Origin of the sequence: Streptomyces sp. NRRL S-495, from assembly GCF_000966955.1 — a bacterium.
GTDB classification, from domain to species: domain Bacteria; phylum Actinomycetota; class Actinomycetes; order Streptomycetales; family Streptomycetaceae; genus Kitasatospora; species Kitasatospora purpeofusca.
On record NZ_JZWY01000121.1, the window covers coordinates 24,179 to 40,862 of the forward strand.

At 73.5% G+C, this 16,684-nt stretch carries 14 protein-coding genes and 1 pseudogene; 5 read left to right on the top strand and 10 right to left on the bottom strand.

Features of this window, described 5'->3' with window-relative positions; all coding sequences use genetic code 11:
* Positions 1-297: 297 nt before the first annotated feature.
* Together thrS and VR45_RS09075 are read right to left on the bottom strand one after the other, a co-directional pair.
* Positions 298-1,596, bottom strand: a complete 1,299-nt coding sequence (gene thrS / locus VR45_RS09070) for a threonine--tRNA ligase (RefSeq protein WP_078896346.1) — start codon at positions 1,594-1,596, stop codon at positions 298-300.
* 226 nt (positions 1,597-1,822) lie between these two features.
* On the bottom strand, positions 1,823-2,557 hold the full coding sequence (locus VR45_RS09075; protein ID WP_045939156.1) for a leucine-rich repeat domain-containing protein: 735 nt from the start codon (positions 2,555-2,557) through the stop codon (positions 1,823-1,825).
* 162 nt (positions 2,558-2,719) lie between these two features.
* Between VR45_RS09075 and VR45_RS09080 the strand changes: the two genes are divergently transcribed.
* Entirely contained in the window at positions 2,720-4,384 is a 1,665-nt protein-coding gene (locus VR45_RS09080; RefSeq protein ID WP_052708950.1) for a peptide-N4-asparagine amidase, read from the top strand.
* Positions 4,385-4,490: 106 nt separating this feature from the next.
* Here VR45_RS09080 and VR45_RS09085 read toward each other — a convergent pair whose 3' ends face one another.
* The 5 genes from VR45_RS09085 to VR45_RS09100 form a co-directional block, all read right to left on the bottom strand.
* Positions 4,491-6,281: a hypothetical protein gene (locus VR45_RS09085; RefSeq protein WP_045939157.1), complete on the bottom strand. Its 1,791-nt coding sequence runs from the start codon at positions 6,279-6,281 to the stop codon at positions 4,491-4,493.
* A gap of 22 nt (positions 6,282-6,303) precedes the next feature.
* Positions 6,304-7,368 (bottom strand): MoxR family ATPase, encoded by a 1,065-nt coding sequence (locus tag VR45_RS09090; RefSeq protein ID WP_045939158.1) that lies wholly within the window; start codon positions 7,366-7,368, stop codon positions 6,304-6,306.
* 193 nt (positions 7,369-7,561) lie between these two features.
* Entirely contained in the window at positions 7,562-8,881 is a 1,320-nt protein-coding gene (gene lysA, locus VR45_RS09095) for a diaminopimelate decarboxylase (RefSeq protein ID WP_045939169.1), read from the bottom strand.
* Between the two features lie 195 nt (positions 8,882-9,076).
* Positions 9,077-9,283: a hypothetical protein gene (locus VR45_RS42155; RefSeq protein ID WP_052708951.1), complete on the bottom strand. Its 207-nt coding sequence runs from the start codon at positions 9,281-9,283 to the stop codon at positions 9,077-9,079.
* Between the two features lie 143 nt (positions 9,284-9,426).
* The gene (locus VR45_RS09100) at positions 9,427-10,347 is read right to left on the bottom strand and encodes an SMP-30/gluconolactonase/LRE family protein (protein ID WP_045939159.1); all 921 of its coding nucleotides are present in this window, start codon (positions 10,345-10,347) and stop codon (positions 9,427-9,429) included.
* A gap of 91 nt (positions 10,348-10,438) precedes the next feature.
* On the opposite strand from VR45_RS09100, the gene VR45_RS09105 reads away from it, so the two are divergent.
* Complete coding sequence (locus VR45_RS09105; protein WP_045939170.1) at positions 10,439-10,879, top strand: Lrp/AsnC family transcriptional regulator; 441 nt, start codon at positions 10,439-10,441, stop codon at positions 10,877-10,879.
* 105 nt (positions 10,880-10,984) lie between these two features.
* Here the strand turns inward: VR45_RS09105 and lpdA are convergent, their stop codons facing one another.
* The 3 genes and pseudogenes from lpdA to VR45_RS50505 form a co-directional block, all read right to left on the bottom strand.
* On the bottom strand, positions 10,985-12,397 hold the full coding sequence (lpdA, locus tag VR45_RS09110; protein WP_045939160.1) for a dihydrolipoyl dehydrogenase: 1,413 nt from the start codon (positions 12,395-12,397) through the stop codon (positions 10,985-10,987).
* A gap of 219 nt (positions 12,398-12,616) precedes the next feature.
* Positions 12,617-13,414, bottom strand: a complete 798-nt coding sequence (locus VR45_RS50500) for a M28 family peptidase (protein WP_353612672.1) — start codon at positions 13,412-13,414, stop codon at positions 12,617-12,619.
* Positions 13,345-13,662 (bottom strand): annotated as a pseudogene (locus tag VR45_RS50505) (PA domain-containing protein); the annotation flags it as partial. The pseudogene VR45_RS50505 and the gene VR45_RS50500, both read right to left, overlap by 70 nt.
* Before the next feature lie 725 nt (positions 13,663-14,387).
* On the opposite strand from VR45_RS50505, the gene VR45_RS09120 reads away from it, so the two are divergent.
* The 3 genes from VR45_RS09120 (at position 14,388) to VR45_RS09130 (ending at position 16,678) form a co-directional block, all read left to right on the top strand.
* Positions 14,388-14,567 carry an antitoxin gene (locus VR45_RS09120; RefSeq protein WP_045939161.1) on the top strand — a complete coding sequence of 60 codons (180 nt, stop codon included), beginning with the start codon at positions 14,388-14,390 and terminating at the stop codon, positions 14,565-14,567.
* A 262-nt stretch (positions 14,568-14,829) separates the two neighbouring features.
* Positions 14,830-15,315: a TrkA C-terminal domain-containing protein gene (locus tag VR45_RS09125; RefSeq protein ID WP_045939162.1), complete on the top strand. Its 486-nt coding sequence runs from the start codon at positions 14,830-14,832 to the stop codon at positions 15,313-15,315.
* A gap of 7 nt (positions 15,316-15,322) precedes the next feature.
* Positions 15,323-16,678, top strand: coding sequence for a cation:proton antiporter (locus VR45_RS09130; protein ID WP_078896349.1), 1,356 nt, complete (start codon positions 15,323-15,325; stop codon positions 16,676-16,678).
* The last annotated feature ends 6 nt before the right edge of the window (positions 16,679-16,684 follow it).

Sequence of the window (16,684 nt, forward strand, 5' to 3'; positions counted from 1 at the left end):
GGGAGTCCGGGACCGGCAGCGGACGCAGCGTGACGCCGGTGGCGGGGGCGGCGACCGCCACCCCGCCGAGGGCCAGCCCGGCCGTCAGGGCGGCGAGGACGATTCGGCGGGCGAGGCGCATGGGGTACCTCCGGAGGAGCGCGAACGATGGACGGCGGCCGGGGACGATGGCCGCCGCCCCCATTCGAACGGCGGGTGCGCCGGGCGGCCCGGCCGACACACCGCGCGCGCCGCTAGTCGTATGTGTACGACTGCGCCCGACGCGATCCGACCGCGACCGCCCGGCATCGTCCGGCGTCATTCGGACGGCTCGTCCCACAGCTCCTGGGTGCACGCGCCGACGAGCGCGCGGATCCGGGCCAGCGCCTCCCCCGCCGGCAGTGGCTCCGGCCGCCGGCCGTCCCGCAGGCGCAGGGCGAGCAGGTCGTTCGCCGCCTCGCGCGGGCCGAGGACCGCCTGGTACGGGACCAGCCGGGCCTCCCGGATCCGCGCGCCCAGGCTGCCGCGCTCGGGCCCGGCGACCTCGGCCCGCAGCCCGAGGTCGAGACAGCGCTCGCGCAGCCGCTCGGCCCGTGCCCGCTCGCCCTCGGTCAGCGGCAGCAGCACCAGCTGGGTCGGGGCCAGCCAGGCCGGGAAGGCCCCGCCGTACAGCTCGATCAGATGGGCGACCACCCGCTCCACGCTGCCGATGACGCTGCGGTGCACCATCACCGGGCGGTGCTTCGCCCCGTCCGGTCCGATGTACTGGAGGCCGAACCGCTCCGGCTGGTGGAAGTCGATCTGCACGGTGGAGAGGGTGGACTCGCGCCCGGCCGCGTCGGCGATCTGGACATCGATCTTCGGCCCGTAGAACGCGGCCTCGCCCGCCACCGCCTCGAACGGCACGCCGGAGCGCGACAGCACCTCGGTCAGCAGCGCGGTGGCCCGTTCCCAGAGCGCCGGGTCCGCCACGTACTTGCCGCCCTCGCCCGGCAGCGAGAGCCGGTGGCGGACCGGCCGGATGCCGAGCGCACGGTGGGCCTCGCCGATCAGCTCCAGCGCGGCCACCGCCTCGTCCGCGGCCTGGTCGGGGGTGCAGAAGACGTGCGCGTCGTTCAGCTGGATCGCCCGCACCCTGGTCAGCCCGCCGAGCACGCCGGAGAGTTCGGAGCGGTACATGCCACCGAGTTCGGCGATCCGCAGCGGCAGTTCGCGGTGGCTGCGGGGCCGTGAGCGGTAGATCAGGGCGTGGTGCGGGCAGAGGCTGGGCCGCAGCACGACCTGCTCGGAGCCGAGGTCCATCGGCGGGAACATGTCGTCCCGGTAGTGCTGCCAGTGGCCGGAGATCTCGTACAGCTCGCGTTTGCCGAGAACGGGCGAGTACACATGGCGGTATCCGGCGCGCCGCTCGCGGTCGCGGACGAATTCCTCCAGGGTGTGCCGGATCGCGGCGCCGTCGGGCAGCCAGTACGGGAGGCCGGAGCCGATCAGCGGATCGGTGTCGAAGAGTCCGAGCGCGCGGCCCAACCGGCGGTGGTCGCCCTCCGGTCCGGCGCTGCGGCCGGGAGCGGGAGCAGCGTCGGGGACGGCGTCGGGGGCGATCGGGTGGCTGTTCATGGGGGTCTCCACTCTGCGGTGCGGGCGAGTGGACCGGTACGGCGAAGCCCCGGGGCACTCGCCCCGGGGCTTCGGACCAAATCAGCAGTCAGCGCGCCGGGACTCTCTCCGGCGTCGTCGTGAGGACGGCTGCAGCGCGCTTCATACCGTCCACGCTAGCAGCCGAACGCCACGGTGGGCGAACGGTTTCCGTCCGACCGGGGCGGGCCGCTCGACCGCTCGGGGCTCAGCGCAGGACCTCGCAACCGCGTGCCGCCAGGGCGGCGAGCAGCGCCGGCGCCGGTTCGACCGGGTTCCAGCGCAGGTCCAGCTTCTCCAGCGCGGGCAGCCCCGCCGCCCCGTCCGCGAGCCACTCCGGCAACGCGGTGATCCGGTTGCCGCGCAGGTCCAGTCGGCGCAGCCGGGGCAGACCGGCCAGGGCCGGGGGCACCTCGGTGAGCGCGTTCTCGCGGAGTTCGAGTTCACGCAGTTCGGCGAGCCCGGCGAAGGAGTCCGGCAGACCGGTCAACGCGTTGCCGCGCAGCCAGAGTTCGCGCAGCGCGCGCAGGCCGCCGAGCGAGTCCGGCAGCGCGGTGAGCAGGTTGTGCTGGGCGCGCAGCTCGACCAGGCCGGTCATCGCGCCGATCCCGGACGGGAGTTCGGCGATCCGGTTCTCGCCGACGTTGAGGTAGCGGAGCGCCGTGAGCCGGCCGAGGGCCGCCGGGAGTCGGGTGAGCGCGTTGTCGTGCAGGTAGAGGAAGTCGGTGAGGCCGGCGAGGTCGCCGAGCTCCTCCGGGACGGCGGAGATCCGGTTGTGCCCGAGGTCGAGGGTCCGCACCCGGTGCAGCCGGCCGATCCGGGGCGGGACTTCGGTGATGCCGGTGTCCGCGAGGATGAGGACCGTCAGATCGGTGCGGTCCCACACCTCCTCGGGCACGGTGCCGAGGTGCTGCCGCCAGAGGTTGAGGATGATGTCGGTCACCCGGCCATCCTGCCGCGCGGGCGACACCGGGGCACTCCTCACCCCCGGACGCGAACCGCTTGACGCTTGCATGCCATGCTCGGGAGGATGCCGGAACCGTCCGACGAGCTACGCGCCGACCGTCCTCGCCCCACCCTCCGGTCGGCCGGGAGAGGGCCCCCCTTGGCCGTCCATCCACTGATCCGACGCGCCGGCCGACTGGCCGGCGCCGTCCTCCTCGCCCTCGCCGGGGCACTGACGGCCGCCGGACCGGCGCACGCCGACTTCGGCACCGACTACCACGACCCGTTCACCGCGGCGAAGCCGCTCACCCGGCCCGACACCCGCTCCTGCAGCGTCGAAGTGATGCACGACCAGCCGTTCCGCAACGGCTACGGGAGCCCGCCGGACACGCCGTACACCACCACCGTCACCCCGCCCGCCGACTGCGCCGGCCCCTGGTCCGCGGTCGTGCTCGACCTGCACGGGCAGGTCGCCGGGCGGCAGTTCGACCGGCTGTTCACCGTCCGGGTCGGCGGCGTGCAGGTCCTGCTCTCCTCCACCCCCGAACCGTCCAAGGACGGCATCGAGTGGGCACTAGAACGCGATGTCACCCGCTACGCGCCGCTGTTCGCCGCCGGGCCGCAGCCCTTCGCGCTCGACCTCGCCAACGTCACGGACGACACCTACACCGGTGTGTTCCGGATCTCCGCGAGCCTGACCTTCTACACCGCCTCCGCCCGCTGGCCCGCCGCCAGGACCGCCGACCGGCTGCTCACCACCGGACCCTTCGGACTCGACCGGGCCACGCCGAGCACCGGCACCGACCTCACCTTCCCGCCCAACCTGGAGCGCCTGACCGCCGAGGTGTACGCGCGCGGCGGCGGCGCCTGCGAGGAGTTCGCCTACGCCTCCGCCCCCGAGGAGTTCGCCCGTGCCAACCCTGGGACCGGCGCCTGCGGCCAGGGCCCGTTCCGCGAGCTGCGGCTCAGCGTGGACGGACGGGTGGTCGGCGCGGTCTGGCCCTACCCCGTGATCTACACCGGCGGCTGGGACCCGCTGCTGTGGCGGCCCACGCCTGGCATCTTCGCCTTCGACCTGCCCGCCTACCGGCTGGACCTCACCCCGTACGCCGGGCTGCTGGTGGACGGCCGCCCGCACCGGGTCGCGATCGCCGTCAACGCCGCCGAGGCCCGCAGCAACGACCTCTGGACCGGCCAGGTCAACCTCTTCGCCGAGGTCGACCACGGCGCCGCCCGCACCACCGGGCAGCTGACCGACTACCGGGTCGCCCCGGAGGCCGCGACCACCACCACCCTCAGCGACCACGGCGGCGGCAGCGGCGACTGGACGGTCACCGCCGCCCGGCACGACCTCGCCCGGGGCTGGCTGCAGACCTCGCACGGCCGGGTCACCACCGAGGTCCGCGACGACCTGGTGTTCGGCTCCACCCAGCGCTTCCGCGCGAACGGCAACGATCTGACCCTGCACAACCGCACCGACCTCACCCGGGCCACCGCCACCTGGGGCTCCGGGCCCCGGCGCACCAGCACGGTCCACGAGAGCCAGCCGCTCGACGTCACCTACCGGTACACCGAGGACGCGGCCGGCAACACCGACCAGACCACCGCCATGGACCTCGGCCAGCACCGCGAGGCGACCACGGCGACCGGCGCCCGGGTGACCGGACGCAGCACCGTCGACCACACCCTGCGTCCGACCGCCCACCGCCACGACGGCGACACCACCGTCCGCACCGGCACCGCCACCGAGGACTACCGCAGCACCGGCCCGGACGGCCCCTACCACCGCACCGTCACCACCGTGGACGGCTGGCCGGTCGGCTGACCCTCCGTCCGCACCGGGGCGGAGCGGCGCACCGGCCCGGGCGCCGTACTGGCCAGCACGGCGTACCGGCCCGGTGCGGCTGACCGGTCTTCCGGACGAGGCACGCTCAGCTCATCCGGAAGACCGGTCCGCGCGCGGTGAACGGCAGTGCGGCGCCGCGGGGGATCAGGAAGGCGTGCTCCCGGCGCAGCCGCAGCACGTCGCACTCGCCGTCGGTGATCACGAGGACGGGTGCCCCGGGAGGGAAGTCCTCGGCCCGTTCCAGCAGGTCGATGCCCGGCTGGAGGACGGTGCCGCCGCGCCCGTGCACCCGCAGCCGCCCGGCGATCTCCTCCACCGGGAGGTACCCGGCGTCGTGCGCGGCGGCGTCGCAGTGCACCACCCGCGCCGCCGGCACGTCCCGGGCGGCGGCGTAGGAGGCGATCGCGCCGAGCGCCTTGCCGAGCAGCGTCCGGTCCATCGAGGCGGAGGTGTCCAGGACGACCCCGAAGGTGCAGCGCGGCACCTCCTCCTCCGGGTGGTGGCGGCCCGCCCGGGGGATGTCCGGCGTGGCGGACTGGCGGCGCGCGGGCCGGGCGTAGCTGCGCACCGGTTCCGGCCGGGGCACGAACTCGTCGAACCAGCGCGCCAGTAGCGCGTCCCACGGGAGCGGCGGGTGGGCGAGTGCGCGGATCTCCTCGACCAACCCGGCCGGGAGCAGGCCGCGTTCGCGCCCGTGCAGCTCGAAGCCCTGCTGGAGGCCGCGCCGGTAGAAGTCGTCGAGGTCCACGAAGTCCCGGGGCGGTCCCAGCCGTTCGCCGAGGACGTCCGGGCGGTTCTTCCCCGCCAGGGTGGCGAGGCGGCGGATCCGGCGCCGGTCGCGGACGATCCGGTCGTACACCTCCTCGGCCGACAGCCCCTTCAACTGCGGGTCGTGCAGCAGCCCGTCCGGCATCTCGCCGACGCCCATCTCCAGCAGCCAGCCGTTGATGACGTAGTCGGCGGCGACGTTGAACAGGAACGGGTCCCGGCCGCCGCGGCGCTCGCCGTGCCGCAGGGCGGCGTGCAGGATCTCGTGGCCGAGGACGAACCGCCACTCCTCGTCGGAGTAGTGGCGCAGCGGGTTGACGTAGATCTCCCCGGCCTCGGTGTCGACGGCGGCGACGGCGATGTCGTGGGCCCGGGCCAGTTCGGCGTCGGCCACCACGGTGAGGCCGGCCGCGACGACGCCGAGCAGCGGGTACGAGGAGACGAACCAGTTGAGCGCCCTGCTCCAGGGCCGCTCGGGCAGGCGTTCGCCGGTCTCGGCGTCGATCCGGCCGCCGGCCCGGTCCATGGCGGCGGACATGGTGCGGGTGAGCGCGACCGCGAACTCCACCGACCAGTCCTCGGGCTGGCCGTGGCCGCGCCACTCCAGCAGCAGTTGGTCGCGCTCGGCGGTCCCGGCCGTCCCGGCGACCGCGGGCGCGGGCAGGCCGTCGCGGCGCCACCGGGCGGCCAACTCCTCCTCACCGCCGCTCGGGTACTCCTGCGGGAGGACGACCGGGGCGCGGCCGACCGGGAAGGTGGCGAGGAAGCGGTTGACCACCGCGCAGCGGGCGGCGGCCTCGAAGGCGTCGGGCGGGGTCCGGGTGCCGCGGGCACCCGGGAGGTGGCCGAGGCCCAGGTGCAGCAGACTGTGCGCGAGTACCCAGGCCCACTCCTCGGGTTCGGCCCGGCGGCGCGGATTGACGTGCAGGGTGCCGTTGGAGTCGGCCACCGCCCAGCCGTCCGGCGGAGCGGTGTCGCAGTCCTCGGTGCGGCAGATGTCGGCGCGCAGGGCGGCGAGGGCCGGATTGCGGCGGAGCAGCCGGACGCCCTCCGCGAAGGCCTCGGTGCCCGGGTCCTGCTCCCTGCGGTCGGTCCGGGTGCGCTTCACCGGCGGGCCCCGGCGGCGCGCTTCACCGGCGGGCCTCGACCAGCCGGGGCATGTCCCGGGCGGCCTCGATCAGGAACCAGGGGGGCAGCACCGGGTTGCCGTCCGAACCGTCGGCGATCACCGTCCGGGCGACCTCCACCGAGATCTCGGCCAGCTGCACCAGCAGCGACTTGGCCCGGAACGCGGTCTGCCGCTGCGCCCCGGAGGCGTGCTCCTTCTGGGCGGGCAGTTCCTTGACCAGTCGGCCGCGGAAGGCGTCGGCCAGGTAGTAGAGCAGGTCGCGGTCCTCCACCCGGTGCGGCCAGCGGGCGTCGCCCTTGAGGATCGCCTCCAGGCCGTAGGAGTTGCGGACGATCTTGGCGTAGCCGCAGAAGGCGATCGCGTGCTGCGCGGTGAGCAGCCCGTGGGCGACGACCTTGAGCGTCCCCTCGTCCAGGGTGGGCCCGAAGGAGTGCAGCGCGTCCGAGAGCATGTGCCAGGCGCGCGGGGTGGAGAACGGCTCCTCGGTCTTGGGCGGCGCGGACCACAGGTGGTCGGGCCGGTCGGTGAGGTGGTCGACGATCCAGGGGTGGATGCCGGCACCGCCCGCCCAGCGCAGCCAGTCCTCGGCGCTGGCCCGGAGATGGACATGGACCATGCGGTTGACCAGTGCGGACGCCATCGGGCGGGCGAGCGCGCCGTCGGTGGCCCGGTTTCCGGCGCCGATCACGATCGAGCCCGGCGGCAGCTCGTAGGAACCGATCCGGCGGTCCAGGATCAGTGAGTAGAAGGCCTTCTGGACGTCCGGCGACGCCGCGTTGAGCTCGTCCAGGAACAGGCAGTAGGGCTCGTCACGGGCGATCTGCTCGGGCGGGCAGAACCGGGAGCGGCCCTCGGGGGTGAGCTGCGGGACGCCGATCAGGTCCTCCGGGGCGAGCTGGGTGCCGACCAGGCTCACGCACTCCAGACCGAGCGCCTCGGCGAACTCCCTGACCAGGGAGGACTTCCCGATCCCCGGGGCGCCCCAGAGGAAGACCGGGCGGACGGTGGCCAGGCCGAGCAGCAGTTCGGGGATCTGGGCGGGCGAGACGCTGACTGCTCCCTGCACGGGGCTCCTTCGCGGCGACGGTGCGTGACCGGCCCAGTGTGCGGCGGGAATCGGCCCGGGCGCACCTGGATTTCCGGGCCCGGGAGGCGGATTCACTCCCGGGCCCGGAGTGCCGGGCGGCCGTCGACGGTCGGCCGTCGACCCGGTCAGCCGCAACAGGGCCGGCCGTCGACAGGGCCGGCCGTCGACAGGGTCAGCGGCCGACCTCGCGGGCGCGGAGGTCCTCGACGGTCTCCCGTCGGATCAGCAGGCGCAGCCGCCCGTCCCGCACGGCGGCGACCGGCGGCCGGCCGACCAGGTTGTAGCCGGAGGCCATCGAGAGCTGGTAGGCACCGGCGGCCGGAACGGCCAGGAGGTCCCCCGGGCGCAGGTCGGCCGGCAGCGTGGCGCCGTGCACCAGGACGTCACCGGCCTCGCAGTGCCGGCCGACCACGTCGAAGGTCGCGGTCGGACCGTCGGTGGGGCGCCCGACCGTCCGCACCTGGTAGGCGGAGCCGTAGAGGGCGGGGCGCGGGTTGTCGCTCATGCCGCCGTCCACGGCCGCGAAGGCCCGCCCGTCCGTACCGCGCTTGACCGACAGGACACGGTAGAGCGCCACCCCGGCCGGAGCCGCGATCGCCCGGCCTGGCTCGACCAGCAGCCTGGGGACGGCGAGGCCGTGTTCGGCGCACTGGGCGGCGAGCCGGGCGGTGAGCTCGGCGGCGAAGCGGTCCGGGTCCAGCTCCGCGTCCCCGGCGAGGTAGCGGACGCCGTACCCGCCGCCGAGGTCGAGTTCGGGCAGTTCGACGCCGTGCCGGTCGCGGATCTCGGCCAGGAGTCCGACCAGCCGGTCGACGGCGGCGAGGTAGGGTCCGGCCTCGGTGATCTGGGAACCCAGGTGGCAGTGCAGGCCGGTGAGCCGCAGGCCGGGCTGGCCGAGGATCCGGGCGACCGCGTCGGCGGCGTCCCCGCCGTCGATCCGGAAGCCGAACTTCTGCCCGTCGACGCCGGTCCGCACCGCGCGGTGGTGCCCGGCGGCCACCCCGGGCAGGACCCGGACCAGCACCCGCTGCGGGGCGTCCGCGACGGCCAGGGCGGCCAGCCGGGGGATCTCGGCGGCGCCGTCGACCACGATCCGGCCGACCCGCAGGCGGCGGGCGAGGCGCAGTTCCTCGGGGGTCTTGGCGTTGCCGTGCAGCAGGATGCGCTCGGGCGGGAAGCCCGCGGCCGCGGCCAGGCGGAGCTCGCCCGCCGAGCAGACGTCGAGGCCGAGGCCCTCGTCGGCGGCCCAGTCCACCACCGCGCTGCACAGGAAGGCCTTGGCGGCGTAGAAGACCTCGGCCGTCGGCAGGGCGTGGCGGAAGGCCCGGGCGCGGGAGCGGAACTCCTGCTCGTCGAGGACGTAGAGCGGGGTGCCGAAGCGGTCGGCGGCCTCGGCCAGCCCGACGCCGCCGATCAGCAGGTCCCCGTTCGGGCCGGGGAGGGCGGAGGCGGGCCACGGGCTGCCGAGCGGGCCGGGGTCGGCGGCGGGCAGGGTCCGGGCGGGCCCGGAAGACCGAGCGGGCTGAGCGGACTGAGGAGACTGAGGGGACCGAGCGGATCGGGGGGATTCGGGGCCCGGGGAGGACGGGGGCGTGCGCAGGGTGGTCGTCACACGATGCTCCTGGTCGGAACAGGTCTGGAGGGGAAGGACGGGTCGGCGGCGCGCGGTGGGCCGGCCGACGGGTGGTCAGTCCTCGTAGTACATCGCGTGGCGGCAGTGCGCGGAGCTCGCCCGGCGCTCCTCGGGTTCGCGCTCCGCCGCCGTCGTGGCGGCCGTGCCGGACCGGGGGTCGAAGACGGTGCCGTGCAGCAGTCGGCGCAGCAGGGCCTCCTCGGCGGCACCGGACAGCCGGCGGTTGCGGGGGTCGTCGGAGATCACCTGGAACTCGGTCATGGCGGGTCGTCGTCCTTCCGGTCGCGGCGGGGGCCTCGGTCGGTCCCGCTCGCAGATCCAGGACGGGGGCGACGGGCCGAGGAGGGCGACGGCCCCGGGGCGCCGCGGAACGTCGCACCGGGGCCGTCGCACCGGGGGCCGCGTCAGGCGTGGCGGGGGACCCGGTGGGTGCCGGTCATCGAGGTCACCAGCGAGTACAGCGAGGTGGTGGCGGTGATGAAGAGGCGGTTGTGCTTGGGGCCGCCGAAGGTGAGGTTGGAGACGGGTTCGGGGACGAGGATGCGGCCGATGAGGGTGCCGTCCTCGGCGTAGCAGTGGATGCCGTTCTCGAACGCCGCCGCCCAGAGCCGGCCGTCGCGGTCGAAGCGGATGTTGTCGAAGCGGCAACCCTTGCCCTCGATGTGGACGCCGCCCCCGGCCAGGGTGCCGTCCTCGCGGATGTCGAAGACCCGGATGTGCCCGGCGCGGCTGTCGGAGACGTAGAGGCGCTGCTCGTCGTGGGAGAGCAGGACCCCGTTGGGGCCGCGGAAGCCGTCGGCGGCGAGCTGGACCTCACCGCTGTCCGGGTCGATCCGGTAGAGGTTGCAGGCGCCGATCTCGCTCTCGGCGACATGGCCCTCGTAGTCGCTGGTGATGCCGAAGTCCGGGTCGGAGAACCAGATCGCGCCGTCCGAGCGGACCACCGCGTCGTTGGGCGAGTTGAGCCGCTTGCCCCGGTAGTGGCTGGCCAGGACGGTGACCGTGCCGTCGTGCTCGGTGCGGGTCACCTGGCGGTTGCCCTGCTCACAGGTGATCAGGCGGCCCTCGCGGTCGAGGGTGTTGCCGTTGCTGTGCCCGGCCACCGACCGCCGGACGCCGACCGTCCCGGTGGCCTCGTCCCAGCGCAGGATCCGGTCGTTGGGGATGTCGCTCCAGATCAGCTGCCGCCAGGCGGGCACGTAGAGCGGGCCCTCGGCCCAGCGGCAGTCCCCGTGGAGCTGCTCGAGCCGGGTGTCCCCGTAGGTGCAGGGGCGGAAGCGGTCGTCCAGGATCTCGTACAACCCGAACTCAATCTGACCAGACATCATTCATGTCCTATCGCAAACGGCCGAACGTGGTTCCGATGATCATGAGTATGACAGAACCAGGTATGGTTCTGCCATGGCGATCGAAAACCTGGACGACACCGACCGGGCCCTGGTGGCGTTGCTCCAGCAGGACGCGGGCCAGGCCTACGCGGCACTCGGCCGCGCCGTGGGGCTCTCCACCGCCGCCGCCCACGAGCGGGTGCGCAAGCTGCGCGAGCGCGGCGTCCTCCGCCGCACGACGGTGGAGGTCGACCCGAAGGCGCTCGGCCTCGGGGTACTGGCCTTCGTGATGGTCGACTCGTCCGCGTGGATGGGCGATTCGGCCGGGGCGTTCGCCGCGATCCCCGAGATCGAGGAGGCCCACATCATCGCCGGCGCCGCGTCGGTGCTGGTCAAGGTGCGGACGCCGACGACCGAGCAGCTCCAGGACGTGCTGCGCCGGCTCTACGCGATCGAGGGCGTCAACGGGACCCAGGCCACCGTGGTGCTGGAGTCCTTCTTCGAGCGGCCGCCGTCACCGACGCTCTGACCGCCGCGGGAGAGTCGCACCGCGGCGGGAACCCCGCAGGAAACACGACGGGTCCGTCCGGCGGGGTGATCCCCGCCGGACGGACCCGGCCGCGCTACGGGCTGATCACATGTTGATCATGTGACCGGCCAGCCCGTGGATCGCCTCCTTGACCGCCTCGCCCAGCGTCGGGTGCGCGTGCACGTTGCGGGCGACCTCGTGCACGGTGAGGTCCCACTGCTGGGCCAGCGTCAGCTCCGGCAGCAGCTCGGTGACCTCGGGGCCGATCAGGTGGGCGCCGAGCAGCTCGCCGTGGGTGCCGTCGCTGATGACCTTGACGAAGCCGATCGGGTGGCCGAGGCCGTGCGCCTTGCCGTTGGCGGTGAACGGGAACTTGGCGACCTTGACGTCGTGACCCAGCTCGCGGGCCTGCGCCTCGGTGTAGCCGAAGCTCGCGATCTGCGGCTGGCAGTAGGTCGCGCGCGGGATCATCGCGAAGTCCAGCTCCATGGTCTCCACGTCGGCGATGGTCTCGGCGGCGATCACGGCCATCGACTCGGCGGCGTGCGCCAGCATCAGCTTGGCGGTGACGTCACCGATCGCGAAGATGTGCGGGACGTTGGTCCGGCCCCGGCCGTCGACCGCGATCGCGCCTCGCTCGGTGAGCTTGACGCCGGTGTTCTCCAGGCCGTAGCCGTGGACGCGCGGCGCGAAGCCGATCGCCTGGAGGACCTTGTCCGCCTCCAGGACCTGCTGCTGCCCGTCCTTGGCGGTGACGGTGACCTTGACCTTGGCGGCCGGGTCCTTGTCGTCGATCGAGTCCACCCGGGTCGAGGTGAGCACCTGGATCCCGAGCTTGCGGTACTGCTTGGCCAGCTCGGCGGAGACCTCCGCGTCCTCCAGCGGCACCATCCGGTCGAGGAACTCCACGATGGTGACCTGCACACCGTAGTTGTGCAGCACATAGGCGAACTCGACGCCGATCGCGCCGGCACCCGCGATGACGATGCTGCCCGGCAGGTCCTCGGTGAGGATCTGCTCCTCGTAGGTCACCACGCGGTCGCTCAGGCTGGTGCCGGGCAGCAACCGGGTGCTGGCACCGGCGGCGATGATGCAGTGGTCGAAGGTGACGAGCTCGAAGCCGCCGCCGTTCAGGGCCACCTGGAGGGTGCGGTCGTCGACGAAGGTGCCGCGGCCGTCGTACTCCGTGATGCCGTTCTTCTTCATCAGGTAGTGGACGCCCTTGACGCGGCCGTCGGCGACGGTGCGGCTGCGCTTGAACGCCTCGCTGTAGTCGAAGGTGACCTTCCCCTCGACCTTGATGCCGAAGGTCTTGGCCTCCTTGGTGAAGATGTGCGCGAGTTCCGCGTTGCGCAGCAGGGCCTTGGAGGGGATGCAGCCGACGTTCAGGCAGACCCCGCCCCAGTACTTCGACTCCACGACGGCGGTCTTCAGGCCGAGCTGGGTGGCGCGGACGGCCGCGGTGTACCCGCCGGGACCGGCCCCGAGAACGACGACGTCGTAGTGCGTACTGCTCATGGTGCTGATTCCTCCGAGGGTGTCACGGTGTCGTGCGCTCGCCGTCCATGGTGTCAGGCCACCGCTCCGCGCACCCGGCGGACCCCCGATCGCCCGGCACCGGCGCGCATCCTGGCGGGATTCCGGCGGGATTCCGACAGGCGTGCGGCCCCGCCCCCGAGGAACGCGGGGGCGGGGCCGGAGGCGGGGTCAGCCCTGATCAGCCGTGCTCAGGGCTGCTCAGGCCGCGACCTCGTGGGCGTGGCTCTCCTGGAGGCCGCCGCCGCTGCCCACCTGGCCCTCGGTCTGCTTCGGCGCGACGGGCGCGGTCAGCGAGGAGAGGTCCCAGGCGTAGCGGCCGACGGCGTTGGCGATGGCGTCGATGTTGAGGTCGAAGGCGGCGAGGTCCAGGTTCTCCAGGTCGTCGCAGGCCTTGTGGTAGCACTTGTCGAACGCGACCCCGGCGGTGCCGCCGTACCTGGCCGCCTGGTCGGCGCTCTTGATCACCTCGGCGCCGGTGTCGGTGCCGCCGGCCGGGATGCCCGCCTCGATGAACGGCCCGTAGTCGGAGCGGCCGGTGAAGTCGGTGCCCTCGTGCGGGACGCTCCAGTCGTCGAAGAAGTCCGTGATCAGGCGCTCGATCTGGGCGGAGCCCGCCGGGCCGGGGCCCGAGCCGACGTGGTCGGAGTCGTCGCCGTCGTAGACGAACTGGGCCGAGTTGGGCGAGGCGATCATGTCGAAGTTGAGGTAGAGCCGGATCTTCTTCTTGTCGGCCTCGGAGAGCGAGTCCACGTACGCCTCGGAGCCCTTGAGGCCGAACTCCTCGGCGGACCACCAGGCGAACCGCACCTTGTTCTTGACCGGCCGGGTGCCGAGGTTCTTGGCGACCTCGAGGATGCCGGCCGAACCCGAGCGATGCCGGCCGAACCCGAGCCATTGTCGTTGATGCCGGGCCCCTCGACCACCGAGTCGAGGTGGGAGCCGACCACGACGGTGTTGTTCGGGTCCCCGCCGGGAGTCTCGGCCAGCACGTTCCAGGTCTTGCGCTTCTCCATGAAGGTGCGCAGGTCCAGGCTGACGGTGACCGGCCCGGCGGCGGCCTTGGCGGCGAGGGCCTCGCCGGCCGCCTTGCTGGTGCTGCCGACCGGGAGCCGCCCGGCGTCCGGCTCCCCCAGCGTGCCGCTGAGCTCGGCGTCGGTGTTGTTGTACACGACGGCGGCGGCCGCGCCCGCGGCCGCCGCGGCCGCCTGCTTGACCGCGAAGCTGCAGCCGCCGCGCTTGATCAGCGCGACCTTGCCGGTGAAGGCGCCGACCGCGTAGTCGGACGCCTCCGTAGTCGGACGCCTCGCAGCCGGTGGTGTCGTCCACCGGGACGACCGCGAGCGGGGCGGTGATGCCCCCCGCCGGGCCGCTGAGGGAGTACGTCATGGCCTTCAGCGGCACCGTCTCGGCCTGCGGGGAGACGACGGCGAACTTCTCGGAGAGGGCCTGGAAGAAGGTGTACTCGAACTCCTGCTTGGAGACCTTCAGCCCGGCCCGGCGGGCCTGGTCGTAGACGTACTGGGCGGACTGCTCGTGGCCCCGGGCGCCGGCCACCCGGGTGCCGCCGTTGCGGTCGGCGAACCGCTGGAAAGCCTCCAGGGTCCCGAAGGCGTCGTCGGCGTCGCTGCCCGCGATCAGCCGGGCGGCCAGCTTCGCGCCGTTGCGGGCCGGGTCCGCGTCGGCGGCGGCGCTGCCGGTGCCGACCAGCAGCAGCGGGGTCACCAGCGCCGCGACCGCCAGCGCGGCGCCCGCCGTCCTGCGGGTGGGGGCGGCCTTGGAGCGGGGTGCGGTGGCCGGGCGACCGGTCCGAGCGTTCAACGTGAGTCCTTCCGACGGTCTGTGGGTCTCCCGATTTGACATGCTCCGGGACGTCTTGCCAACCCCGGCGCGAAAGCTGACCGGATGCGGACACCCCGGTCTGCGGCGATGCTGGAGGAGGTGGGGCCGTCTCTTCCGGGAGTGTGACCAGATGTCCATGTTGGATAAGCTCAAGGGCCTGCTCAAGGGCCATGAGGACCAGGCCGAGAGGGGCGTGGACAAGGCCGGCGACATGATCGACGAACGGACGCAGAGCAAGTACAGCGGCCACGTCGACACGGCGCAGGACAAGATCAAGGACCAGCTGCGGGACGACCGGCCGCCGCAGTAGGCCCACCGCGTCGGACCCCCCGAGCTCCAGAACCCGCGGACCGTCACGCAGTCGCCCGGTCCGTGCCAGGCCCGTGCCCGCGCCCTCCGGCGCCCCGCACGGGCCTGGCCACATTTTCGGACTTTACATACTCATTACTATTGATCCGGTTGCGCGTTCGCGTCCCGTACGCGGTCAGGCGCCGGTGTTCCCCTGCCCCGGCGCGCCCGTGTCCGTGTCCGCGCACACCGAGGGAACCCCCCCTGACGAGAGGACAGCCGCCGTGTCGATCGCCCGTGTCCGGACCACTCCGCTGCCCGGTGTCGGTGTCCAGTACGACCTCACCACCCGAGAACAGCGGCACCTGTCGGTGATCGCGCACCGCGACGGCTCACGCAGCCTCAACGTCTACCGCTCGGACGACCCCGACGCCTGCTCGCAGGCGTTCCGACTGACGGCCGAGGAGTCCGCCGCCCTGGTCGACGCCCTGACGCCGACCCACCACAGCCCGGCCCTGCTGCACACCACCGACCTCGGCCTGGTCGCCGAGCGGCTCCCGGTCGACGGCACCTCGTACTGGAACGGGCGACTGCTCGGCGAGACCCGGATGCGCACCGAGACCGGCGCCTCGATCGTCGCCGTACTGCGGCGCACCGGCGCCGTCCCCTCGCCCGCGCCGGACTTCCGGCTGGCCGGCGGAGACACGCTCATCGTGATCGGCACCCGCGAGGGTGTGGACGCGGCGGCGGCGATCCTGGAGCGGGGGTGATCGGGGGGTGCACACCGCCACCGTCTTCATCGAGCTCGGCTCGGTCATCCTCGTCCTCGGTCTGCTCGGCCGGATCGCCGGCCGGTACGGCTTCTCCCCGATCCCGCTCTACCTGCTCGGCGGCCTCGCCTTCGGCACCGGCGGGCTGCTGCCGCTGAGCGCCAGCGAGGAGTTCGTGGCGACCGGCGCCGAGATCGGCGTCGTCCTGCTGCTGCTGATGCTGGGTCTGGAGTACACCGCCGCCGACCTGGTCACCAATCTGAAGGCCCAGTACCCGGCCGGCGCGGTCGACTTCCTGCTCAACGCGATACCCGGCGCGGTCGCCGCGCTGCTGCTCGGCTGGGGCCCGGTGGCGGCCGTGGTGCTGGCCGGCGTCACCTGGATCTCCTCCTCGGGCGTCATCGCCAAGGTGCTCGGCGACCTCGGCCGGCTGGGCAACCGGGAGACCCCGGTGATCCTCAGCATCCTGGTGCTGGAGGACCTCGCGATGGCGGTCTACCTGCCGATCCTCACCGCCCTGCTGGCCGGGGCCGGGCTGGTCGCCGGCTCGATCACCCTCGCCATCGCGCTCGCCACGGCGGGAGCGGTGCTGTTCGTCGCGCTCCGCTACGGCCGGCTGATCTCCCGTTTCGTCTCGCACGACGACCCGGAGAAGCTGCTGCTGGTGGTGCTGGGGCTGACGCTGCTGGTCGCCGGCATCGCGCAGCAGCTCCAGGTGTCGGCGGCGGTCGGCGCGTTCCTGGTCGGCATCGCACTCTCCGGCGAGGCCGCCGAGGGCGCGCACACCCTGCTGAGCCCGCTGCGCGACCTCTTCGCGGCGGTGTTCTTCGTGTTCTTCGGTCTCAGCACCGATCCGACCAGCATCCCGCCGGTGCTGCTGCCGGCACTGCTGCTGGCCGCCGTCACCGCCGTCACCAAGGTCGCCACCGGCTACTGGGCGGCCCGGCGGGCGGGGATCGCCACCCGCGGACGGTGGCGGGCCGGCGGGGCGCTGGTCTCCCGGGGCGAGTTCTCGATCGTCATCGCCGGGCTGGCCGTGACGGCCGGCATCGAGCCCGGGCTCGGGCCGCTGGCCACGGCGTACGTGCTGATCCTGGTGGTCACCGGGCCGCTGGCCGCGCGGTACACCCAGCCCGCCGTGGAGCGGCTGGGCGCGGTGGTCGCGCGGCGGCGGGGCGCGTGGGTGCCGGAGGCGCGGGCGGGCGGGGCTGCGGGCGGTCCGGTCGCGGGCGGGGTGGCTGCTGAGGCGGTGTTGCCCGTGCAGGGTCCGGGGGTGGAGCCGGTGGAGGACTCGCCGGACGCCGAGGACGCGCTGGAACCCGGCCCCGGCCCCGGTCAGGCTCTGGACGGGCTGTCACGCTGACCCGGG